This window comes from Achromobacter sp. Marseille-Q4954 (genome assembly GCF_943737025.1).
Lineage (GTDB): Bacteria > Pseudomonadota > Gammaproteobacteria > Burkholderiales > Burkholderiaceae_B > Achromobacter > Achromobacter bronchisepticus_A.
Genome location: NZ_CALSFQ010000001.1, coordinates 2,914,734 through 2,935,210 on the forward strand (window position 1 = coordinate 2,914,734; position 20,477 = coordinate 2,935,210).

19 protein-coding genes are annotated in these 20,477 nt (G+C 65.1%); 11 read left to right on the forward strand and 8 right to left on the reverse strand.

Annotated features, from left to right (window positions below; translation table 11 throughout):
* Positions 1-60 precede the first annotated feature (60 nt).
* Both NGK62_RS13715 and NGK62_RS13720 read left to right on the forward strand, forming a co-directional pair.
* Positions 61-1,890, forward strand: coding sequence for an ATP-binding response regulator (locus NGK62_RS13715; protein ID WP_251878703.1), 1,830 nt, complete (start codon positions 61-63; stop codon positions 1,888-1,890).
* Positions 1,887-2,513: a response regulator transcription factor gene (locus tag NGK62_RS13720; protein WP_118933440.1), complete on the forward strand. Its 627-nt coding sequence runs from the start codon at positions 1,887-1,889 to the stop codon at positions 2,511-2,513. The genes NGK62_RS13715 and NGK62_RS13720 overlap by 4 nt, the downstream gene beginning before the upstream one ends.
* On the opposite strand, the gene NGK62_RS13725 is transcribed toward NGK62_RS13720, so the two are convergent.
* From NGK62_RS13725 to NGK62_RS13735, 3 genes are all read right to left on the reverse strand, one after another.
* Positions 2,452-4,629 carry a peptidase domain-containing ABC transporter gene (locus NGK62_RS13725; RefSeq protein WP_251878706.1) on the reverse strand — a complete coding sequence of 726 codons (2,178 nt, stop codon included), beginning with the start codon at positions 4,627-4,629 and terminating at the stop codon, positions 2,452-2,454. The two genes, NGK62_RS13720 and NGK62_RS13725, sit on opposite strands and share 62 nt — an antisense overlap.
* A complete protein-coding gene (locus NGK62_RS13730; protein ID WP_251878708.1) occupies positions 4,626-5,909 on the reverse strand; it encodes an HlyD family secretion protein in 1,284 nt (427 codons plus the stop codon). Before NGK62_RS13730 ends, NGK62_RS13725 begins: the two co-directional genes overlap by 4 nt.
* A gap of 105 nt (positions 5,910-6,014) precedes the next feature.
* Positions 6,015-6,191, reverse strand: a complete 177-nt coding sequence (locus NGK62_RS13735; RefSeq protein ID WP_165867897.1) for a hypothetical protein — start codon at positions 6,189-6,191, stop codon at positions 6,015-6,017.
* Between the two features lie 424 nt (positions 6,192-6,615).
* On the opposite strand from NGK62_RS13735, the gene NGK62_RS13740 reads away from it, so the two are divergent.
* The 6 genes from NGK62_RS13740 (at position 6,616) to NGK62_RS13765 (ending at position 12,324) form a co-directional block, all read left to right on the forward strand.
* Positions 6,616-6,795 carry a hypothetical protein gene (locus NGK62_RS13740; protein WP_059377386.1) on the forward strand — a complete coding sequence of 60 codons (180 nt, stop codon included), beginning with the start codon at positions 6,616-6,618 and terminating at the stop codon, positions 6,793-6,795.
* A gap of 182 nt (positions 6,796-6,977) precedes the next feature.
* Positions 6,978-7,901, forward strand: a complete 924-nt coding sequence (gene ku, locus NGK62_RS13745; protein ID WP_251878710.1) for a non-homologous end joining protein Ku — start codon at positions 6,978-6,980, stop codon at positions 7,899-7,901.
* Positions 7,902-7,903: 2 nt separating this feature from the next.
* Positions 7,904-10,429, forward strand: a complete 2,526-nt coding sequence (ligD, locus tag NGK62_RS13750) for a DNA ligase D (RefSeq protein WP_251878712.1) — start codon at positions 7,904-7,906, stop codon at positions 10,427-10,429.
* 135 nt (positions 10,430-10,564) lie between these two features.
* A complete protein-coding gene (locus tag NGK62_RS13755; RefSeq protein ID WP_118933468.1) occupies positions 10,565-11,044 on the forward strand; it encodes a carboxymuconolactone decarboxylase family protein in 480 nt (159 codons plus the stop codon).
* Between the two features lie 9 nt (positions 11,045-11,053).
* Entirely contained in the window at positions 11,054-11,809 is a 756-nt protein-coding gene (locus NGK62_RS13760; RefSeq protein WP_251878714.1) for an SDR family oxidoreductase, read from the forward strand.
* A 20-nt stretch (positions 11,810-11,829) separates the two neighbouring features.
* A complete protein-coding gene (locus tag NGK62_RS13765) occupies positions 11,830-12,324 on the forward strand; it encodes an Ohr family peroxiredoxin (protein WP_059377396.1) in 495 nt (164 codons plus the stop codon).
* Positions 12,325-12,327: 3 nt separating this feature from the next.
* Here NGK62_RS13765 and NGK62_RS13770 read toward each other — a convergent pair whose 3' ends face one another.
* The 3 genes from NGK62_RS13770 to NGK62_RS13780 all read right to left on the reverse strand — a co-directional run bounded on the left by NGK62_RS13770 (position 12,328) and on the right by NGK62_RS13780 (position 14,907).
* Complete coding sequence (locus tag NGK62_RS13770; protein ID WP_251878716.1) at positions 12,328-13,332, reverse strand: LysR family transcriptional regulator; 1,005 nt, start codon at positions 13,330-13,332, stop codon at positions 12,328-12,330.
* 143 nt (positions 13,333-13,475) lie between these two features.
* Positions 13,476-13,910 carry a cupin domain-containing protein gene (locus NGK62_RS13775; protein WP_251878718.1) on the reverse strand — a complete coding sequence of 145 codons (435 nt, stop codon included), beginning with the start codon at positions 13,908-13,910 and terminating at the stop codon, positions 13,476-13,478.
* Between the two features lie 118 nt (positions 13,911-14,028).
* Positions 14,029-14,907 (reverse strand): RNA polymerase sigma-70 factor, encoded by an 879-nt coding sequence (locus tag NGK62_RS13780; protein WP_251878720.1) that lies wholly within the window; start codon positions 14,905-14,907, stop codon positions 14,029-14,031.
* A 232-nt stretch (positions 14,908-15,139) separates the two neighbouring features.
* On the opposite strand from NGK62_RS13780, the gene NGK62_RS13785 reads away from it, so the two are divergent.
* On the forward strand, positions 15,140-16,039 hold the full coding sequence (locus NGK62_RS13785) for an MBL fold metallo-hydrolase (RefSeq protein WP_251878722.1): 900 nt from the start codon (positions 15,140-15,142) through the stop codon (positions 16,037-16,039).
* 699 nt (positions 16,040-16,738) lie between these two features.
* Positions 16,739-17,659 carry a LysR family transcriptional regulator gene (locus NGK62_RS13790; RefSeq protein WP_059377405.1) on the forward strand — a complete coding sequence of 307 codons (921 nt, stop codon included), beginning with the start codon at positions 16,739-16,741 and terminating at the stop codon, positions 17,657-17,659.
* Between the two features lie 34 nt (positions 17,660-17,693).
* Here NGK62_RS13790 and NGK62_RS13795 read toward each other — a convergent pair whose 3' ends face one another.
* Complete coding sequence (locus tag NGK62_RS13795; protein WP_251878724.1) at positions 17,694-18,686, reverse strand: Bug family tripartite tricarboxylate transporter substrate binding protein; 993 nt, start codon at positions 18,684-18,686, stop codon at positions 17,694-17,696.
* Between the two features lie 179 nt (positions 18,687-18,865).
* On the reverse strand, positions 18,866-19,111 hold the full coding sequence (locus NGK62_RS13800; RefSeq protein WP_054455066.1) for a hypothetical protein: 246 nt from the start codon (positions 19,109-19,111) through the stop codon (positions 18,866-18,868).
* 198 nt (positions 19,112-19,309) lie between these two features.
* Between NGK62_RS13800 and NGK62_RS13805 the strand changes: the two genes are divergently transcribed.
* Positions 19,310-20,434 carry a cupin domain-containing protein gene (locus tag NGK62_RS13805; RefSeq protein WP_059377411.1) on the forward strand — a complete coding sequence of 375 codons (1,125 nt, stop codon included), beginning with the start codon at positions 19,310-19,312 and terminating at the stop codon, positions 20,432-20,434.
* The last annotated feature ends 43 nt before the right edge of the window (positions 20,435-20,477 follow it).

Here is a 20,477-nt window from a genome sequence, read left to right on the forward strand (position 1 = left end):
ACACGTTTCGATCCGTGCCTGCACAAGCGGCAGGTCCCTCGCACGTAACATCCCACGCCATTGCAGCCCGCCATCGGTCAGACTTCCGCTTCCGCGCCGCCAAGTTCGTCCTATGCCGCCCGCATCCATCAGGTGCAGGTCGACGCATTGCGCCGAAGCTTTCCGTTCGCCCTGGCCGGGTCGCTGATCAGCGCCTGTTTTTCCGCATTCGCCTTGGTCGGCGTGCTGCCCCAGCACGAGATCCTGCTATGGCTGGGCGCCACGCTGATGGTGGGCGCGCTGCGCTGGGCCGCAGTGGTGGCCTACGACCGCCATCGCACCGATCCGACGTCGGCGCAGCGCTGGGTGCGCCGGATGCTGGCCGGCAACCTGTGTTCCGGCATTCTGTGGGGCTTGCCGTTCGCCTATTGGACCTTTTTCGTCCCGCTGGAATACCAGCTGTTCTTCATCGTCATCCTGTTCGGACTGGGCACCGGCGCCATCTATTCGAACTACATGATGCTGCCGGTGATGTACGCGTTCGAGGTGCCGGCCTTCGCGCCGATGTTCATCGCGCTGGCGGCGCAGCCTTCCGCCATCCATCTGGCGCTGGTGACGGGCGGTCTCGCATATCTGATCGCGACCCTGGCCTTCATCCATCGCATGAACCGCACCCACCTGGACGCGCTGCGGCTGGGTTATGAGAACCTGGCGCTGCTGGAACAGGTGCGCCAGGAGAAGATAGCCGCCGAACGCAGCGACCTGGAGAAGTCCCGCTTTCTGGCGGCGGCCAGCCACGACCTGCGCCAGCCCGTGCACGCGGTGAACCTGTTCCTGGGCCTGCTGGCCAACGAGCCCTTGTCCCGGCACGGACGCTATCTGGTCGATAACATCACCAGCGCGCTGTCGGCGATGGGCCATCTGTTCGACGCCTTGCTGAACCTGTCGCGGCTGGACGCCGGCGTCATCGAGCCTCGTTTCGAGACGTTCAGGATGCAGCCGCTGCTGGACCAGCTAAAGGCCGAGTACGCGCCGCAGGCGGGCGAGAAGGGGATACGGCTGCGGGTGCGCGCGTGCGCGGCCAGCGTGCGTTCGGATCCCGTGCTGCTGGAGCGCATGCTGCGCAACCTGATCAGCAATGCCATCGTGCACTCCGACGGCGGCCGCGTCCTGGTGGGCTGCCGCAGGCGCGGAAGCCGATTGCGCATCGAGGTCTGGGACAACGGCCCGGGGATCCCGAAGGCCGAGCAGGAGCGCGTCTTCTGGGAGTTCCATCAACTGGCCAATCCCGAGCGCGACCGCAGCAAGGGCCTGGGGTTGGGCCTGGCCATCGTGCGCCGCACCGCCAGGCTGCTGGCCCACGAACTGGCGCTGCGCTCGGAGGAGGGCCGCAGCACGGTTTTCACGGTCACGGCGCCGCTGTCGGATCCGGCCGCGGCAGGCCTTTCGATCACGGATGCCAATGTAGGACTGCCCCGGGCGGCTGCAAGCGAAGACAGCCTGCGCGGCAAGCTGGCGTTGCTGGTGGACGACGACGCGCAGAACCTGGCGGGCCTGTCCATGCTGTTCGAAAGCTGGGGCTGCCGCGTCATCGCCGCGACCAGCGGCAATGCGCTGTTCGAGCGCGTGCTGCCGCTGGCCGAGACGCCTGCCCTGATCGTCACCGATTACCGGCTGCGCGAACACGAGACCGGCATCCACGTGATCGAAAGGCTGCGCGAGGAATACAACGATCCCGATCTGCCTGCCTTGCTGGTCAGCGGCGACACCGATCCGGCGCGCCTGACGGAAGCCGCCGAGCGCGGCGTGCCGCTCTTGCACAAGCCCGTGCAAGTCCAGGCCCTGCGCGAGCACGTGACGGGCCTGCTGCATGCCAGAGCGGCTGCGTCCCTTACCGGAGATGCCGAATGACGGCAGTGTTATTGGTTGACGACCACGCCATGTTCCGCGAAGCGCTGGTGATGGCGCTGGGCCAGGGCGTGCCCGGCTTGACGATCCATCCCGCGGCCAGCGGCCAGGAAGCGCTGGAGGTGTTGGACCGGCATACCGCGATCCAGCACGTCATCATGGATTTCTATCTGCCCGACATGGCCGGGGCCGACCTGCTCAAACGCTTGCGTCAGCGCCGATCGCAGCTGCGCATCCTGGTGCTGTCGGCCTCGCAAGATCCCGATGACATGCGCCGGGCGCTGGAAGCTGGCGCGCAGGGCTTCCTGAACAAGTCCGCCAGCTGCCAGGAGCTGGCCGCCGCGCTGGAAGCGGTCAGCGAGGCGGCGCCACCGCAGCGCAGCGCGTTGTCCGCAGGTGACCAGGACGAAGCGGCCTTGCTGCGCGCGCTGACGCCGCGCCAGGTCGAGGTGCTGTGCCTGATGTGCGACGGGCTGCGCAACAAGGAAATCTCGGAACGGCTGAACATGACCGAGAAGACCGTCAAGACGCACGTGTCGGCCATCCTGGGCACGCTGGGCGTGCTCAATCGTACGCAGGCGACGCTAGTGGCGCGGCGCGGCGGCGTGTTCGGGAAGCCGGTCTAGGCGGCTGTCCGCTGTCGCTGGCGACCTTGCCGGCCACGAGCGAGATCTCGCGTCCGGCTGCCGCGATCGTGTCGGGCCGGTGCGCCACGATCACCCGCGTCATGTCGAGCCTGGCGATGGCCGTGTTGACGATCCGTTCGCGTTCAAGGTCCAGGTGGCTGGTGGCCTCGTCCAGGAACAGGATGGCGGGCTGCTTGTACAGCGCCCGCGCCAGCAGCACCCGCTGCTTCTGGCCGCCCGACAGCACCGTGCCCATGTCTCCCACCAGCGTGTTGTAGCCCATGGGCATGGCGCTGATGTCGTCGTGGATCGCGGCGATTGCGGCGCAGCGGCTGGCGCGGTCAGGGTCGTATTGCGGATCGAAGAAGCTGATGTTCTCGCCGATGGATCCGGCGAAGAGGACGTCGTCCTGCAATACCGTGCCGGCGATGCGGCGCAGGGCGGCCGCGCCCGCGCCTCGCGCCGGCACGCCGTCTATCAGCACTTCACCGTCGGTCGGCGTCAGGACGCCCAGCAGGATGTTGATCAAAGTGGTCTTGCCGCCGCCGGAAGGCCCGGTGATCGCGACCGACTCGCCTGGCTCGATCCTGAAGCTGATGTCGTCCAGCACATACGGTTCCTGCGGCCCGTACCGGAAGCGCAGATTGCGGACTTCGATGACGGGCGAGCGCGGGTGCTCATCCTGCACTGGCAACCTTTCGTCGACCGGCTCGGGTGTTTCGCGCACGATGTCGGCCAGGCGTTCGCCCTGCAACCGCAACATCCTCACCTCCACCAGCTTGTCCAGCAGCGCCGCCACGCGCTGGTCGAACAAGGTCTTGTAGACGATGAAGGCGAGCAGGGCGCCCACGGTGAACTGGCCGTCCAGCACCAGTCTTGCGCCCAGCCACAGTATCGCGATGGAGGACAGGCCGAACAGCAAGCCGTTGAACGTGCGGAAGAACAGCGTCCATTTCTGCACGCGCAGGTCGGCGTTGATCTCGTTGACCAACAGCGACAGCCAGCGGGAGCGCCGGTCTTCCTGATGCTGGAACAGTTTGATCGCCTTGACGCCCCGCACGGTTTCCAGGAAATGCGATTGCTCCTTGGCGGCGTGCACGATGTGCTCTTCGGTGGCGTAATGCAGCGGCGCATAGCCTGACCAGCGGGCCAGTCCGTACAACGCCATGGCGCCCACCGCGATCCATGCCAGGGGCGGGCTGTACAGGAACATCAGCACCAGCGTGATCAGCATGACCAGGCCGTCCAGCAACGCCTCCAGGAAGGACGTCGTCACGGTGCGCTGTATGGCGTCGATGGCGCCGAAGCGCGACACCACGTCGCCCAGGTGCCGCTTCTCGAAGTAAGCCACCGGCAGGCGCAGCAGATGCGTGAAGACGTTGGTGCGCCATTGCAGGTTCAGCGTGGTGCCCATGACCATCAGCATCCAGCTGCGCGCCACCGAAGTCAGCTGCTTCATGATCATCAGCAGCCCGAAGGCCAGCGCCAGCGTGGTCAGCAGATCCCGGTCCCCGGTGTTCAGCACATGGTCCACCACCCATTGCAGGAAGAACGGCTGGACCACGGTGAGGATTTCCAGCGCCAGCGCCAGCAGCAGCACCTGCGAGAACGCGCCGCCCAGGCCGGAAACCCTGCCGGTCAGCTCGCGCAGCCGCACGCGCTTGTGATCCCGGACCTCCTGGAAATCGGGCGTGGGCCAGAGTTCCAGCGCGACTCCGGTGAACGATGCGGACAGTTCGCCGATGGAGCATTTGCGCGTGCCGCTGGCAGGATCGATCAGCGTGGCGGAGCGGCCGTTGATGGCCGTCAGCACCACGAAGTGATTGAACTCCCAATGCAGGATGCAGGGCAGTCTCAGCTTGCCCAAGGCGCCCAGGCTGACCTTGACCGGCCGCGACGCCAATCCCAGCTGGCTGGCGACGTGGATCAGGGTGGCCAGCGTCGCGCCCTTGAGCGATACGGGAAAGCGGCCGCGCAGGGTGGCCAGGCTTTGCTCATGGCCGTGATAGCCCGCGATCATGCCCACGCAGGCCAGGCCGCATTCGGCGGCCTCGGTCTGCAGCAGCCTGGGCACGCGCCGTTTGACTCCCAGCGTCAGGCGTTCGAGCATGTTCATAGTTTCCCCGACAGCCGCTGGGCGGGATCGAACGCCCATTGGTACAGGCGGCGCGTCTGCTGCAGGATGTCCGCTTCCAGCCGCATGCCGGGCCGCAGCGCCAGCGCCTCTCCGTGGGGGCCGCGCGCAGGGGTATCCAGCGACACCGTGATCCGGTACAGATCCTCCTGCACATCGCCATTCGCGGCGGCTTCATTCAGTTGCCATTCGGGCAAGGCCGTGCGCGTCACGGTCTGGACCACGCCGGACTGCTGTCCGAAGGTCTGATACGGGTAGGCCGCGAAACGCATGAGCACCTGGTCGCCGGGCGCGACGAAGCCGACGGCGCGGCTGGGCGCCAGCAGTTCGGCCTGCAGGCGGGCGCCGTCGGGGACGATGGTGGCCAGCGGCCGCTTGGCGTCCACGGCCTGGCCCGCCGCGGCGGTGACGGCGGTCGCGACGCCCGCCTGGGGGGCGGAGATGACGACGCGGCGCCTGGCTTCGCTGCGGCTGAGGTCCACGGCAATGTCGGCCATGTCCCGGTCCAGCTGCGCCAGCTGGTTCTGTTGCCGCAACGACAGGTCCGCCAGCGCGGCCTGGCGGTTGGACAGGTCCATGGCCAGCCCGATGCGGTCGCGCAGCAGCGCCTGCAGCTGATTGCGCTGTTCCAGCAGTTCGGCGCGCTTCTGGTCGGCTTCCTCGGCGGACAGATAGCCTTTTTCCATCAGGCCGTGATAGCGGCGCGCGCTGTCTTCGGCCAATTTGATGCGGGCGCGCTGCCCCTCGATCTGGCTGTCCATGGCGGTCAGCTGGGCCTTCAGGCTGGCGATTGCCGTGGCCTGGTTGTCGTGTTCGCCCTGCTGCAGCAATAGCGTCTTCTGGCGCGCCAGCCGCAGGCTTTCTTCGCGCTGCCGGATCTGGCCGCTGATCGCCTCCTGGGTTTCGCCCAGGGCGCTTTGCTGATCGCCCGACACCACGTAGAGCACCTCGCCAGCGGCGACATGCTGGCCTTCCTGGACCCGGCGTTCAAGCACGATGCCGGCCTGCGGCACGTAAAGCTTGATGAGCCCGGTGTCGGGCGCCAGCTGGCCGCTCACGGTCGCGCGTTTGGTGTACGAGCCAAAGGCAAGAAAGAGACAGACGGCCAGCACGAAACCCGCCAGCACGGCGGTGACCAGTGCGAACGACACCGGCCGGATCAGGACGATATCGCCCAGCCCGACGGAGCGTTGTGCGGCAAGCGCCTGTTTGCGATAGAGCGTCACGGCGTTGGAGGCAGCCCAGGAAAGCGTGGTGAGCAAAAGCCGGCCGGCATGGTGGAAAAAAACCGCGGCGAACGCGCCGCCGCGCCATGAAATCGGATGTCAGCCGGGGCATCCGTCCGATGCGGCCGGGATTCCGACTGACTACTTCGGCATGTAAACCGTCTTGCCGGCGGGGAAGCTGCCTTTCTGGGGGGCAAAGGTGATGGTGTTACGGTTCGGTCCCCAGCCGCCGCTGACCGCCTGGGTTTCTTCGGCGCTCAAGGGTCTGATCTGTTGTTCCGCGTCGCGCTGCGGATCGGGTTGTTCAGTTTTTTCCATCTCTATCTCCTGCTGCGTGCTGACGAAGGAAGCCGCGCCAGCGTCGGCCGAGCATCGTCCGAAACGAGGCGCCCGTCGCGATGCGCTGCAAACGGGAAGCCAAGCTCCCAAACACTGGCATGCTCGGGGCGGACAGTAGCAGCGCACCAGTGCAGGCGCATCGGTCTTTAGTCGTAGGGACGGAAATCCGGCGGTCTGACCGGCGCGGTTTCGCGCCGGCCGGGACGGGAGACGGATCGTTTGCGTGCCTACGACCAAAGACCGATTCGGCGCTGCGGCTCCACTGCTACTGTCCGCGTCGGGCCGTTCGACGGCCGGCGCGTCGGTGTTCCGGTCCTTGGGACCAGGAGGCCAGCGCGGTCCGTCCGCTGAGGCTTGGCCGACGCTGGCGCGGCTTCCTTCGTCAGCACAGCAGGAGCAGGACATGAAGAAAACGGAGCAAACGAACCGGCAGCAGACTGCCGGGGATCAGATCCGCCCCTTGAGCGCCGAGGAAATCCAGGCGGTCAGCGGCGGCGCAAATGGCAAGAAACCGGGGGTTCCCGGCCCGCAAGGCGGGCGCGTGAATGCCACGTCCGTGACCAAGGCGAGCTTCTATCGTTGAACGCGGGATCAGGCGGCATGGTTCCCAGCCATGCCGCCATGAGGCCATAATCCAGAGACAACGGGACGGTCGAAGCCGAAGCCCCAGGCACGGAATTTGCTGCTCAGCCTACTCCGCACAGCCCTGGCGGCTTGTTTGGGCCCGCAGGCGAGGCCGCGCGCCCATCTTCTGGGAGAATGCTCATGGCCACGCGAACCATCTGGAAAGGCGCGATCACCTTCGGCCTGGTCCACATCCCCGTGGGCCTGCATACCGCCACGACGGAATCGGGCGTGGATTTCGACTGGCTGGACCGCCGGTCGATGGACCCGGTCGGCTACAAGCGCATCAACAAGCGCACGGGCAAGGAGATCGAATCCAAGGACATCGTCAAAGGGGTCGAGTACGAGGACGGCCAGTACGTCATCATCTCGCCCGATGAAATCGCGGCAGCCTATCCGCGCACCACCCAGACCATCGAAATCCAGCAATTCGTGGAGGCGTCCGAAGTCTCGTTCGTGTATCTGGAACGTCCCTATTACGTTGCTCCGATCAACAAGGGGCAAAAGGTCTACGCGCTGCTGCGCGACACGCTGGTGAAAAGCGGCAAGATCGGCATTGCCAAGGTCGTGATCCAGACCAAGCAGCATCTGGCGGCCTTGATTCCGATGGGAGACGCGCTGGTCCTGAACCTGATGCGCTGGGGCGACGACGTGAAGTCCGTGGAGGACCTGGATCTGCCCAAGGCCGGCGCCAAGAGCATGTCGCCCAGCGCGGCCGAATTGAAGATGGCCAAGATGCTGGTGGACGAGATGTCGGCGCAGTGGAACCCGGCCGATTACCAGGACGAATTCAAAGCGGCCATCATGGGGCTGGTGGAAAAGAAGGTAAAGGCGGGCAAGACGGAAACCGTGGTCGAACCGCAGGAGGAAGCGCCGGCGTATGCGGATAACGTGATCGATCTGACCGAGCTGCTGCAGCGCAGCCTGCGCGGCGGGGCGTCCAAGGGGCGTGCCAAAGCCGATGCCAGGCCCGCGAAGAAAGCCGCGCCGCGCAGCGCCACCGTGAAGAAGGCGCCCGCGAAGAAGGCGGCCAAGAGCGCCAGGCAGGCGAAAAAGGCGGCCTAGCGATGGCAGACAGCCTGAAGAAATATCGCGAGAAGCGCAATTTCGCCGTCACGCCCGAACCTGCGGACGGCGGCGATTCTGGCGGTGAAGGCCTGGCATTCGTGATTCAAAAGCACTGGGCCAGCCACCTGCACTATGACTTCCGCCTGGAACTGGACGGCACGATGAAAAGCTGGGCAGTGCCGAAGGGGCCGTCGTTCGATCCTTCCATCAAACGCATGGCGGTGCAGGTCGAAGACCATCCCATCGCATACAACCAGTTCGAAGGCACCATCCCCGAGGGACAGTATGGCGCCGGCAAGGTGATCATCTGGGACGAGGGGCGCTGGACTCCGATCGGCGATCCCCGGAAGGCATATAAGGCTGGCCATCTGAAGTTCACGCTCGAAGGCGTGAAGATGCGCGGGCGCTGGGCGCTGATCCGCATGAAGGGCAAAGAGGGCGAGCGCCAGCCGCCCTGGCTGCTGATCAAGGAAAGCGACGAGTACGCGCGGCCTGAGCGGGATTTCAGCGTGGTGGACGAGCTGCCGGACAGCGTGGTGCCGTTGCGCAAGAAGAAGGCGGCGACTGCGCGCAGCGAACCGCCAATCCGCGCCGCGAAGGCGGCAGCAGCCGTGGCAGCGTTACCGGGCAAGGCCGCCGCCCTGCCTGCATCGCTCAAACCTCAGCTGGCCACCCTGGTCGAGGGCGTGCCGCGGGGCGCGGACGACTGGTCCTACGAAATGAAGTTCGACGGCTACCGGATCCTGGCCAGGCTGGACGACGGCAGCGTGAAGCTGTACACGCGCAACGGCCACGACTGGACGGCCAGGATGCCGCGCCTGGCCCAGGAGCTGGCGGCGCTGCAGATCGCCAATGCCTGGATCGACGGCGAGATCGTGGTGCTGACGCGCGAAGGCGTACCCAGCTTTCAGGCCTTGCAGAACGCCTTCGATGCCGCCAGTACGGCGGACATCGTCTTCTATGCGTTTGACCTGCCTTACGTCACGGGGCGCGATCTGCGCGACGAGCCGCTCAGGCTGCGGCGGGATCTGCTGCGGCGGATCATCGCCACGAGCCAGAGCAAGCACGTGAAGTTCAGTGAGGCCTTCGACAAGCCGGCGGCAGACCTGGTCGCTTCGGCCTGCAAGCTGGGCCTGGAGGGCATCATCGGCAAGCGGCTGTCCGCGCCCTACGTGTCGCGCCGCACGGACGACTGGATCAAAATCAAGTGCACCAGACGCCAGGAGTTCGTCATCGTGGGTTACACCGAGCCCAAGGGCAGCCGCAAGGGCTTCGGCGCGCTGCTGCTGGCGGTGCATGAGCCGGATGGCGGGCTGCGCTACGCCGGCAACGTGGGCACAGGGTTCGACGACAAGACGCTGCAGGACCTGCATCGTAAGCTGGCCGGCATCGAACAAAAAGCCAGCGCGTTGACCCAAGGCAAGCCGCGCGCCCTCAAGCAGGTCCACTGGGTCCAGCCTACGCTGGTAGGTGAGGTTTCGTTCGGAGAATGGACTGGCGACGGACATGTACGCCATTCGACCTTCCGCGGGCTGCGGACTGACAAACCACCCAAGAAGATCACGCGCGAGGTTGCCATGCCGGCTGAAAAGATATCCACCCGCAATCGCCCCGCCAAAGCCATAAAAGCGGGCGCTGAAACGTCTGCGAAGGGGATGAAGCTGTCCAATCCCGATCGCGTCATCGATCCCTCTTCAGGCGCGACCAAGCTCGACCTGGCGCGCTACTACGCGCTGGTGGCGCCGCTGATGATGCCGCACCTGCGCGGCCGCCCGGTTTCGTTCGTCAGGGCGCCCGCGGGGATCGAGGGCGAGCATTTCTTCCAGCGGCATTCGGAGTCTTCCATCCCGGGGGTGCTTGCGCTGCCTGAACGCCTGTACCCGGGGCATCCGCCGCTCATGGAAATATCGAACGTAGCGGCGATACTCGCTGCTGCCCAGCTGAACGTCGTGGAGTTCCACACGTGGAATGCGCTCAAGACCGCGATCGGCAAGCCGGACCGGATGGTGTTCGACCTGGACCCTGGAGCAGGGGTGGATTGGCCTGCGGTGCAGCAGGGCGCGGAACTGGTGCGCGTGCTGCTGCAGGAACTGGGCCTGCATGGCTGGCTGAAGACCAGCGGCGGCAAGGGGCTGCATGTGGTCGTGCCGATCCGCAAGCAATATGGCTGGGACGCCGTGAAGGACTTTTCCGAAGCCATGGTGCGCCATCTGGCGCAAACGCTGCCGAAGCTGTTCGTCGCCAAGAGCGGTCCCAAGAACCGTGTGGGCAAGATTTTCGCCGATTACCTGCGCAACGGCTTCGGCGCCACGACGGTGGCGGCCTGGTCGGCCCGCGCCCGGCCCGGCCTGGGCGTGTCCGTGCCGGTCCGCTGGGACGAACTGGCGGGGCTGAAAGGGTCGGCGCAATGGACCATCGCCAACATCCACACCCGCCTGGATGCGGGCAACGAGCCTTGGGACGATTACGCGCCCCAGGCCATCGGCCGGGCCATGAAGCAGCTCGGGGTCGAGCCGCGATCCTGACGCCCGGCATGGCCGTCAGCGCGCGTTGACGATTGTTGCCGTCGCGGCAACATCATGGTCCCCTCCGCGGATCTACTGCCGTTCTGCGGGCAGACCTACGATTTGGGCGTCGTTCAACCCATCGAGGAAGTCACCATGAGTCAACGCCTGAATGCCTTTGCGCAATCGCCCGAACTGTTCAAGAAATTCGTCGAATTCGGCATGCTGCTGAAGTCCGGCGCGATCGAGCAGCCGATCCTGCGCCTGGTCGAAATCCGCGCCTCGCAGATCAACGGCTGCGGCTTCTGCCTGGACATGCATGTGAAGGATGCCAAGATCCACGGCGAGGGCGAGCTGCGCCTGCACCACGTGGCGATCTGGCGCGAATCCGGCGAATTCTCGCCGCGCGAGCGCGCCTGCCTGGCCTGGACCGAAGCGCTGACTACGCTGGGCGCGCAGGGCGTGCCCGACGAGATCTATGAACGCGTCCGCACGCAGCTGTCCGAAAAGGAAATCTCGGACCTTAGCTTCGCGGTCATGGCGATCAATGGCTGGAACCGCCTGAACGTGGGTTTCCGCACCGTGCCGGGTTCGGCCGACAAGGCCTATGGCCTGGATAAAGCCAAGTTCAACTGAGGAACCATCATGAAAATCCTGGTTATCGGCGGCACGGGCCTGATCGGCTCCAAACTGGTCAAACTGCTGCTTGAGCGCGGTCATGAGGCAATTGCCGCGTCCCCCGCTACCGGCGTCAACACGCTGACCGGCGAGGGCCTGGATGCCGCGCTCTCCGGCGTCGACACGGTGGTCGACGTTGCCAACTCGCCGTCGTTCGAAGACCGCGCCGTGCTGGAATTCTTCCAGACCTCGGGGCGCAACCTGCTGGCGGCGGAGGCCCGCGCCGGCGTGCGCCACCACGTCGCGTTGTCGGTGGTCGGCACGCAGCGCCTGGCCGAAAGCGGCTACTTCCGCGGCAAGATCGCGCAGGAGGCGCTGATCGTGGCTGCCGGCATCCCGTACACCATCGTGCACAGCACCCAGTTCTTCGAATTCCTGGGCGGTATCGTGCAGTCGGGTACCGAAGGGACGGAGGTGCGGCTGTCGCCGGCCTACGTCCAGCCCATTGCGTCGGACGACGTGGCCCTGGCCATGGCCGATGCCACGCTGGCGCCGCCAGTGAACGGCATCGTGGAAATCGCCGGCCCCGAGCGGGTGCGACTGGCCGAGCTGGCGCAGCGCTACATGGCCAAGATCGGCGACGCGCGCACCGTGCGGGCGGACGCCGGCGCGCGCTACTTCGGCGCGCAGCTCCACGACGACACGCTGGTTCCGGGAGCCGGCCCACGGCTGGGCAAGATCGGCTTCGAAACCTGGTTCAGCCGTTCGGGCGCAAGAAAGTAGCGGCGGGCACAAGGACCTTCATGAGCAAACCGCGGCCTCCTTCCCAGCGTCTCCTGGACAAGTACCGGGGGAAGGATTTCCATGCCCTGTACACCACCAGCGTGACGGTGCGCGGCGGGGAGGCTGCGGATGGACGGGCCTCCGGCATGGCCATTTCGGACGACGGCGAGTTGGTGGTGGAACTGCGCCTGCCGGTGGAGCTGGGCGGCACGGGCGGGGGCACCAACCCTGAACAGCTATTCGCCGCCGGCTTTGCGGCGTGCTTCCATGGCGCGCTCGGCATGCTGGCCGAACGTGCCGGTCTGGCCATCCCGGACGCTGCCGTGACGGCCACCATCTCGTTCGGCCGGGACCCCGTCGACGGCTTTTTCGCGCTGACGGCGGACGTCAACATCCACCTTCCAGGCGTGCCTGCGCCGGTCGCCGAAGAACTGGTGCGCAATACGGAACGCCTGTGTCCGTACGCCAAGATGGCCCAGGGCGGGATCCAGAGCGTGGTGGCCCTGACCCAATAACGCTCAGGCCTGTTTCGACAGCAGGCTGTCGATGATCAGCAGATCCTGTGCGCGGATGCCTTCGGTCATGAAGTCGATGAAGACACGCATGCGCGCCGGCAGGTGCTGGCGGCTCAGAAAGCACAGGTAGTGTCCGCGGTCGTCGGGCGAGTACTGCGGCATGCAGGCGACCAGCCTGCCTGCGCGCAGATGCTCGCAGACCTGATAGGCCGCCATCTGCGCGATGCCATGGCCGTCCAGCACGGCCTGCAAGACCAGATCGGCATCGTTGAAGGTCAGCATGGCGGGCGGCGCGAACTTGCGCAGATGGCCGCCGACCTTGAACTCCCATTCGAATACGCGGCCCGACGCCAGCAGGAAATTCACGCAGCTATGGCTGGATAGCTCGTCGACGCTGAGCGGCAGTCCATGCCTGGCGGCATAGTCGGGCGAGGCGCACAGCATCATCTGCATGGGAATCACTTTCTTGGCGATCACCTGGCTGTCTTCCATGCGGCCGTTGCGAAACGACACGTCGACGCGGTCCGTGGTGAAGTCGGTCGGGCCGTCATCCAGCAGCAGCTCCACCGAGATGTTCGGATGCGCTTGGCGGAACGCCTTCAGCAGGGGCGCCACGATCTTGCGGCCAAACCCCACGGTGGAACAGACGCGCACCAGGCCGGAGGGCGGACCCTCGCGCAGGTCGCGCATGTTGTCCAGGGCCTGGATGATCCGTTCCACGCCGGGATGGCATTGTTCGTAAAAGCGCTGCCCCTCGGCGGTAAGCGAGGTGCTGCGCGTGGTGCGCACGAAGAGCCGCACGCCCAGCTGGTCTTCGAGCTTCTGCACGCTGCGGCTGACTGCCGAACGGCCTATGCCCAGCCGGTCGCCGGCCTTGGCGAAGTTGCCCTCGGCCGCGACGGCCAGGAAGGCCATGACGCCGGCATAGCTGGTGGCGAAGCTGTCGGCCAGGGAGTCCGGGCCGTTCGCGGGAGAGGTAACCGGGGAGGCGGGGAGAGGGGTAGGCATGGTGGCAGCGGCGCAAGTTGGTTGATCCTACCCCCTAAGACGTGGGGCAGGCCGGTTTTGTGACGCTGCCGCGGAAAAAAAAATAGGCCAACCTCGGGCGAGCGGCGCCCGGGGCTGGCCAGGATGGGATAAGTGCGTGTCCCCTATTGAACGGGGATCAGGGCGGGAGCGCCCTTTTTCTTGATCAGCACGACCACGAACTTGGCCGGCTGGGTCTGGCTGGCATTGCGGCCCACGGTGTGGATGTCGTCCGGCCCTTCGTAGAAGGTCTGGCCCGGGGTCAGCGTCACTTCCTTGCCGCCTTTGACCTGCATGACGATGCTGCCCTCCAGTACATAGACGAAGGCCGAGGCGTCATGGCGGTGCAGGGGGTCGGCCGCCCCGGGCGGATAGTCGACGACGAGCATCACGGCATCGCGGCCGGGGATGTCCGGCAGGTCTTTGCTCATTACTTCGGTGACGATGGGATCGGCCGGCTTGCCGGCGGACGCCGCGTGGTGCGATGCGGCATGGGCGGGCTGGTCCAGCAGCGCGCCGGCGGCGATGAAAGACAACGCGAGTTTGGTGAGTTTCGGCATGGCCTGTCCTGAGTGGATGGGTGACAGGTCCATCGTAGAAGCGCGGGCGGCGCGGCGGTAGGTCCGCGCAAGGGATCACCATGTTGCCCCTCATGCACCAACGCCGGCGCGGGCGGCCTCAGCGTTGCGCCAGCGCGGCCGCGATGCGGGCCAGCTTGTCCGGATTGCGCTGCACCAGAATCCGGGTCAGGCGCTTGCCGTCCGTCTCGTAGGACTGCACGGATTCAAGCTCGCCATCGATAAAGCGCAGCAGCGTCCATTGTCCGTTCACCTGGACCACTTCGGTGCGCAGCGCCTCGCGGTAGCGGCGCTTGCCGGCGTAGAACAGCTGCGCCAGCCGCTTGCCGCCCACCAGGCTGGCAAAGGCGGTGGCCTTGCCGCCGCCGTCGCCGATGAGTTCGGCGTCGTCGCTCAGCAGCGCATGCAGGCCGTGGAAGTCGCTGCGGTCCATCGCGTCGGCAAAGGTCAGCAGCAGCCGATGCAGCGTCGCGCGCGGCACGGCCTCGCGCGGGGTGCCTTGGCGCAATTGCTGCTTGGCGCGCCGCACCAGCTGGCGGACCGCGGCCTGGGTCTTGTCCAGGGTCTGCGCGATGTCCTCGTAGTCGGCGTCGAACACCTCGCGCATCAGGAAGGCCGCGCGGGCGTTCGGCGACAGGCGCTCCAGCATGAACAGAAATGCCACTGACACATCGTCGGCCAGTTCGTGGATCTGTTCGGGCGTGGAGGGCGCGGCCATCAGCATCGGTTCCGGCAGCCAGACGCCCACATAGTTTTCCCGTTCGGCACGGGCGGCGCGCAGGCGGTCGATCGCCAGACGGGTGGTGACGGTGACGAGCCAGGCTTCGGGGTTCTCCAGCGTGGCACGGTCGGCGCCATGCCAGCGCAGCCACGCATCCTGCACCACGTCTTCCGCCTCGGCCACCGAACCCAGCATGCGATAGGCGATCGCGTGGAGGCGCGGGCGATGGCGGTCGAACAAAGTCACGGAGCCGGTCATGGAATGGGCCAACGCTTGGAGGGAAGGATGGGAGGCAGGGCATTTTGCCGTAGCGGCGTGGGCGGAACAAGAGTAGGGAACCGCCGCGAATTGGTGCGGATCGCACAACAGCATGCTTCCCCGCACACGCCTACCGCGCCTGAAGAGCCAGACCTACGATCCTCCCAACTTCGCCACGCGCAGAAGCCTCCGCGCCGCCACCTTGGTGGCGCACCTTCCTGGAGATACCGCCATGTTTGCCATTGAAAACACCGAATCCGTCGACCTGGTTCCGTCGCGCTACGCGCTGCAGATCGGCGACATCGACGCGCTGGTCGTCAGCGACGGCGTGCTGCCGCTGCCGACCTCGACGATGGCCACCAATGCCGATCCCGCCGATCTCGCGGCCTGGCTGGAACACATGTTCATGCCGCCCGACGCGTTCGACTGGCCGTTGAACGTGATGGTGGCGCGCAGCGGCGATCAGACCATACTCATCGATGCGGGACTGGGCGGGCAGTTCGCGGGCTTTCCGCGCGCCGGGCTGTTTCCCCAGCGGCTTGAGTCCGCCGGCATCGCGCTGGAATCCGTGACCGACGTGATCATCACGCACATGCACATGGACCACGTGGGTGGGCTGCTCGTGCCCGGCGTCAAGGAACGCTTGCGTGCGGATGTGCGCATCCACGTGTCCGCGACCGAAGTGGCGTTCTGGACTTCGCCGGATTTCTCGCACACCGTCATGCCCAAGCCGGTGCCTGCGGTGCTGAAGTCGACCGCCACCAGCTTCTACAACGAATACCGCGACCGTCTGCGGCTCTTCGAAGACCGGCATGAGGTGGCGCCGGGCGTCATCGTGCGCATGACAGGCGGCCATACGCCCGGACACAGCGTGGTCGATCTGGTCTCGGGCGGCGAACGGCTGACCTTCGCTGGCGACGCCATGTTCCCGGTGGCATTCGACCATCCCGAATGGCACAACGGCTTCGAACACGACCCCGAGGAATCGGCCCGCGTCCGCCTCGGTCTGTTCCAGGAGTTGGCGCAGAACCGTGGGTTGCTGGTCGCCGCCCACTTGCCGTTCCCGTCCCTCGGGCGGGTCGCGGTTGACGGCGACGCGTTCCGCTGGGTGCCGGTCATCTGGGATTTTTGAGTGCGCTGAGACGCCCATTCTGCAAAGGCTGGGCGTCGGCGACGCGCATTGGCCCGCGGCCGGTCAACGGCCGGGGCCGGTTTGGATACGTTTGATTAACTCTGCGCGTGACGAATTTCGAATTCAGGCAATGATTGTTTATTGCTGATTATTGGAAATTTGGACAGCGACTTCTGTGTTGATTTGTCCGGACGAGGTGTCTGCATAAATCCATAAATGCTTGATAAAGCGAGACATGAATCCGGCGTCAGGATGCCGATGATGGCGAAATTTGTTGCAGTGAAACATGCGGAATGCTGCAGCCGTCGAGTTTCATGGTTGCATGCCGATTGACGCAGTCTCACAAGGGCGGGATACGAGAAAAAACACGAAGTTTTGATAGGGGCATTTCGTGTTTAAAGTCCGGAAATTTAGTTAAAATCAATCGCTTGGGATTATGAGCGGGAGCATCGTCTCCCGCTTTGCATTTAGGCCCGTCGGCGTATACCAACGTCTGCGGGCCATGAGAAAAACGGGTTAACGGTCCTTGTTTTTCTTCCAAAGTCGGCCGTCGTTCGCCAATCCGGCGAGTGTATTGGTGCGTCGCAGCAGGGGAGCCCAGCCCCTTCGGATTCTGATAACCCATCCCGATACTGACCGGGACTGTTCCGCCGCAGGCCGGTGGGACAGGGGTGTATCTCAGGCTTAGGATATCCACGCATGAATCTCCGGTTTCTGGAAACGTTTGTCCGAGCCGCCAGGCTCAAGAAAATGACTTTGGCCGCGGAAGAACTCCACGCGTCCCAGGCGGCTATTTCCGCCCGCATTGCGGCCTTCGAGGAAGAACTGGGCGTAAGAGTCTTTGTGCGGGAGAAGGGCAAGCAACTGAGCTTGACGCCGATAGGCGCAGAAATGCTTGGCCCTGCGGAAGAACTGCTGGCACATGCGAGAGCCTTCACCAGCCGGTTCGCGACCACGGACGTAAGGCTTACCCAGATCAGCATCGGCATGAGCGGGACCGTTGCGGAAGCGATACTCGAGCCCATGGCCGCCGCCCTCTGCAGACAATGGCCGAACGTCACCGTGCATCTGCAGTCTTTGACCAGCACGGACATACGGCAGCAATTGCGTGAGGGCACGCTCGACATCGGGCTGTTGCTGGGCAGCATCGAAGAGCCGATGGTGGTAAACCGGCAGTTGCTCGAGCTGGACTACGTCTGGGTCTGCAGCCCAAGCCTGATGCGCGGCGATGTCGAGCCGTCGGTGAACCACTTGAAGCGGCTGCCTCTGTTGTCCTATCCGGTGGATTCGCTGTTGTACTCTGCCATCGCCAGCTATTTTTCGTCTCCTCAGATGCAAGGCTTCAAGCTGATCGTATTGAGATCGCTGTCGGTCATGCTGCGGTTGGCCGTTGCGGGCGCGGGATACGCGGTCTTGCCGATCGAGCTCATCCGCGGGGAGCTCGATTCGGGCAAGCTTGTGCGGCTGCCATTTTCCATGCCATTTCCTAAGCAGACCTACTTTGCCGCTTATGTCGACCAACCCTCGATTCCGCTGCGCGCAGCCATGGTCGATTGCATTTGCGAGGTCGCCAGGCTGGTCTCGGATGGCATGGCGAACGGGCCGACGCTAGCCGCCTGAGCGCAGCCGGGCTTCGGCGTGTGCTGCCTGTGCCTCAATCCTGGCCCGTTTGAGACGCCGCGATGATCTGCCGCCACGCCACGGTATCGCGCTGTATCTTCTGCGCAAACGCGTCGGGGCCGTTACCTACCGGTTTCGCAATCTGCCTCGCAAACGTTTCCCGCAACGAGGGCTGGGCCAATGCTTGCTGCACGCTGCGAGCGACCTTGGCGGTGATCTCATGCGGCGTGTTGCGCGGCGCGCAAATACCTACCCAGCCCACGAAGCCCAAGTCGTCCAGGCCCTGTTCAGCCAAGGTCGGTACGGACGGCATCTGCGGCAGGCGTTGATCGGCGCTGACGCCCAGTCCCTTGACCCGGCCAGACTCGATGAAGGGCAGCGCTGAAATAATGCTGTCCATCATCAGGTTCACGCGTCCCGTGGCGAGATCCGCATAGGCGGGCGTGGATCCGCGGTACGGCACGTGCAGCATGTTCAGGCCATTGCGCGCGCTGATCGTTCGGCCTGCAAGATGAGGCATGGTGTTCGTGCCGCCCGAGGCGTAGCCGTATTTGCCGGGCGCCTGTTTGGCGGCCGCGATGAATTCCTGGAGATTGGTGGCGGATACGCCCGGATCGGCCACCCAGACCGTCGGCGTATCGGCAATATGGACGACCGGAGCCAGATCCTCGACGCGGTACGGCAAGCTGGGATAGAGCGCTGTTGCCACGACCAGACTGCTGGTCGAGCAGAGCAGCAGCGTGTAGCCATCGGGGTGTGCCCGGGCGACGGTCGCAGAGCCTATGGTGCCGCCCGCGCCCGGCCGGTTTTCGACGACCAGAAGCTGGCCCAGCGCCTGGCCTGCGGGGCCTGCGATCTGGCGCGCTACTGCGTCATTGCCGCCACCTGGGGGAAAAGGCACGACCAGCGTCACGGGTCTGCTCGGCCAGTCAGAGGACTCCGGCGAATGCGCCGCATGCGTCAGGGCGCAAGCCAGGGACAGGAGTCCGGCCGTGGTGGCGCGGAGCAAGGGGAGTTGGCGGATCATGCGGCTTCTTGGTGGCAAGGTGGGTAGGCGATTTGCACGTAACCCCGCATCCTGTCGGACATCCTTGCCCTAGTGAAGCTAGAAAATATTCATTCCAATCAAAGAAAATTCATGACACGGCCCAGCGGCGATCAGTCGTTGCCGCCGGGCCGGGGCGACGCCGCACGGCGGCCTCGCGTTCAATCGTCCAGTGCCGGTACGGTCCCGATCTGGGCGAGGATGCGCGGCGATTCCATGTCGCCGGTTTCCTTGTCCACCAGTACTTCGTAGGCGGCGACGCCGGCGAACTTGGAGGCCATGGAGTTGGCGATGCGTATGGCGCCGAACTCGCTGCTGGCGGCGCGGATTTCACCGGGCGCGACGCCATCGGCGGCGGCGCGGTAGGGAACGACGATGTACTGGACGAGATGGGCAGCTTCTGACACAGGGTTCTCCTGGACGACAGTTTTTTGGGCGAGCGAAATGTATCACGTTGTACTGTGTTTTTGTACAGTATTGTTTGACCGCGCGCCAACAATTTTCAGGCGGCCTGGGAAAACCCCTAGCGCGCACTCGTTGCCCGATTTTCAGCTGGCCTCTATTATTTTCGAAAATATTCGAATTTTTATAAAAAGAGGCAAGGGATGGAAGCGAACCGCTATGACGCGTACCGCGAGGACACCATAGGCCGCGCCAATGTGGCCGACTCGCCCGAGCTGATCGCCTATTACCAGGAGCTGGCCCGCCTGGAGACGGGCGCCCTGTGGACGGTGGCGAACAAGATCGAACCGTGGGCGCCGCGGTCTGCCTCGGTGCCGGTGGTGTGGCGCTACCAGGACCTGCGCGGCCACGTGCTGCGTTCGTCCGAGCTGGTTTCGCCCGAAGAGGCGGGCCGGCGCGTGATCTACCTGAACAACCCGGGCCGGCGCGACGTGGCCGCCGCCGTGGGCTGGCTGTACTCGGGCCTGCAGGTCATGAAGCCGGGCGAACTGGCTTCCGCCCACAAGCATTCGCATTCGGCGCTGCGCTTCATCATGGAAGGGCGGGGCGCCTTCACGGTGGTCGACGGCCACAAGATGACGCTGGGCGCGAACGATTTCGTGCTGACGCCCAACGGCACCTGGCACGAGCATGGCGTGGCCGAAGACGGCACCACCTGCATCTGGCAGGACGGCCTGGACATCCCGCTGGTCAACGCCATGGAAGCCGGCTTCTATGCCGTGCATCCCGACTTGAACCAGACCGTGACCTATCCGGTCGACGACACCAGCGCAGCCTGGGCCAATCCGGCGCTACGGCCTCAGGTGTCCGGTTGGACCAAGCCCTATTCGCCGCTCTTCAAGTACGAATGGGAGCCCACCTACGAGGCGCTGCGCCGCTATGCGCGCACCACTGCGGGCAGCCCCTACGACGGCATCCTGCTCGAATACGTCAACCCGGCCACGGGCGGCCCGGTCATGCCCACCATCGGCGCCAGCATGCAGCTGCTGCGGCCCGGCGAGCACACCAAGGCCCACCGCCATACCGGCAGCTTCATCTACCAGGTGGCCAAGGGCAGCGGCTATTCCATCATCGACGGCAAGCGCTATGACTGGACCGAGCGCGACATCTTCTGCGTGCCCTCGTGGGCCATCCATGAACACGTCAATCTTTCATCGAACGACGACGCCTGCCTGTTCAGCTTCAACGACCTGCCCGTGATGCGCGCGCTGGCGCTTTACCGCGAAGAAGCGGTCAAGGAAAACGACGGCCATCAAGTGCTGATCTAGCGCCGCCCGTTCCCTCCCGAATTTTCATCCGCCGCGCGGGCTT

Coding starts and splice junctions, on each gene's coding strand:
- NGK62_RS13720 (WP_118933440.1), top strand. CDS start 1,887: ATGACGGCAGTGTTATTGGTTGACGACCACGCCATGTTCCGCGAAGCG.
- NGK62_RS13725 (WP_251878706.1), bottom strand. CDS start 4,629: ATGAACATGCTCGAACGCCTGACGCTGGGAGTCAAACGGCGCGTGCCC.
- NGK62_RS13735 (WP_165867897.1), bottom strand. CDS start 6,191: ATGGAAAAAACTGAACAACCCGATCCGCAGCGCGACGCGGAACAACAG.
- NGK62_RS13740 (WP_059377386.1), top strand. CDS start 6,616: ATGAAGAAAACGGAGCAAACGAACCGGCAGCAGACTGCCGGGGATCAG.
- ku (WP_251878710.1), top strand. CDS start 6,978: ATGGCCACGCGAACCATCTGGAAAGGCGCGATCACCTTCGGCCTGGTC.
- ligD (WP_251878712.1), top strand. CDS start 7,904: ATGGCAGACAGCCTGAAGAAATATCGCGAGAAGCGCAATTTCGCCGTC.
- NGK62_RS13755 (WP_118933468.1), top strand. CDS start 10,565: ATGAGTCAACGCCTGAATGCCTTTGCGCAATCGCCCGAACTGTTCAAG.
- NGK62_RS13760 (WP_251878714.1), top strand. CDS start 11,054: ATGAAAATCCTGGTTATCGGCGGCACGGGCCTGATCGGCTCCAAACTG.
- NGK62_RS13765 (WP_059377396.1), top strand. CDS start 11,830: ATGAGCAAACCGCGGCCTCCTTCCCAGCGTCTCCTGGACAAGTACCGG.
- NGK62_RS13770 (WP_251878716.1), bottom strand. CDS start 13,332: ATGCCTACCCCTCTCCCCGCCTCCCCGGTTACCTCTCCCGCGAACGGC.
- NGK62_RS13775 (WP_251878718.1), bottom strand. CDS start 13,910: ATGCCGAAACTCACCAAACTCGCGTTGTCTTTCATCGCCGCCGGCGCG.
- NGK62_RS13780 (WP_251878720.1), bottom strand. CDS start 14,907: ATGACCGGCTCCGTGACTTTGTTCGACCGCCATCGCCCGCGCCTCCAC.
- NGK62_RS13785 (WP_251878722.1), top strand. CDS start 15,140: ATGTTTGCCATTGAAAACACCGAATCCGTCGACCTGGTTCCGTCGCGC.
- NGK62_RS13790 (WP_059377405.1), top strand. CDS start 16,739: ATGAATCTCCGGTTTCTGGAAACGTTTGTCCGAGCCGCCAGGCTCAAG.
- NGK62_RS13795 (WP_251878724.1), bottom strand. CDS start 18,686: ATGATCCGCCAACTCCCCTTGCTCCGCGCCACCACGGCCGGACTCCTG.
- NGK62_RS13805 (WP_059377411.1), top strand. CDS start 19,310: ATGGAAGCGAACCGCTATGACGCGTACCGCGAGGACACCATAGGCCGC.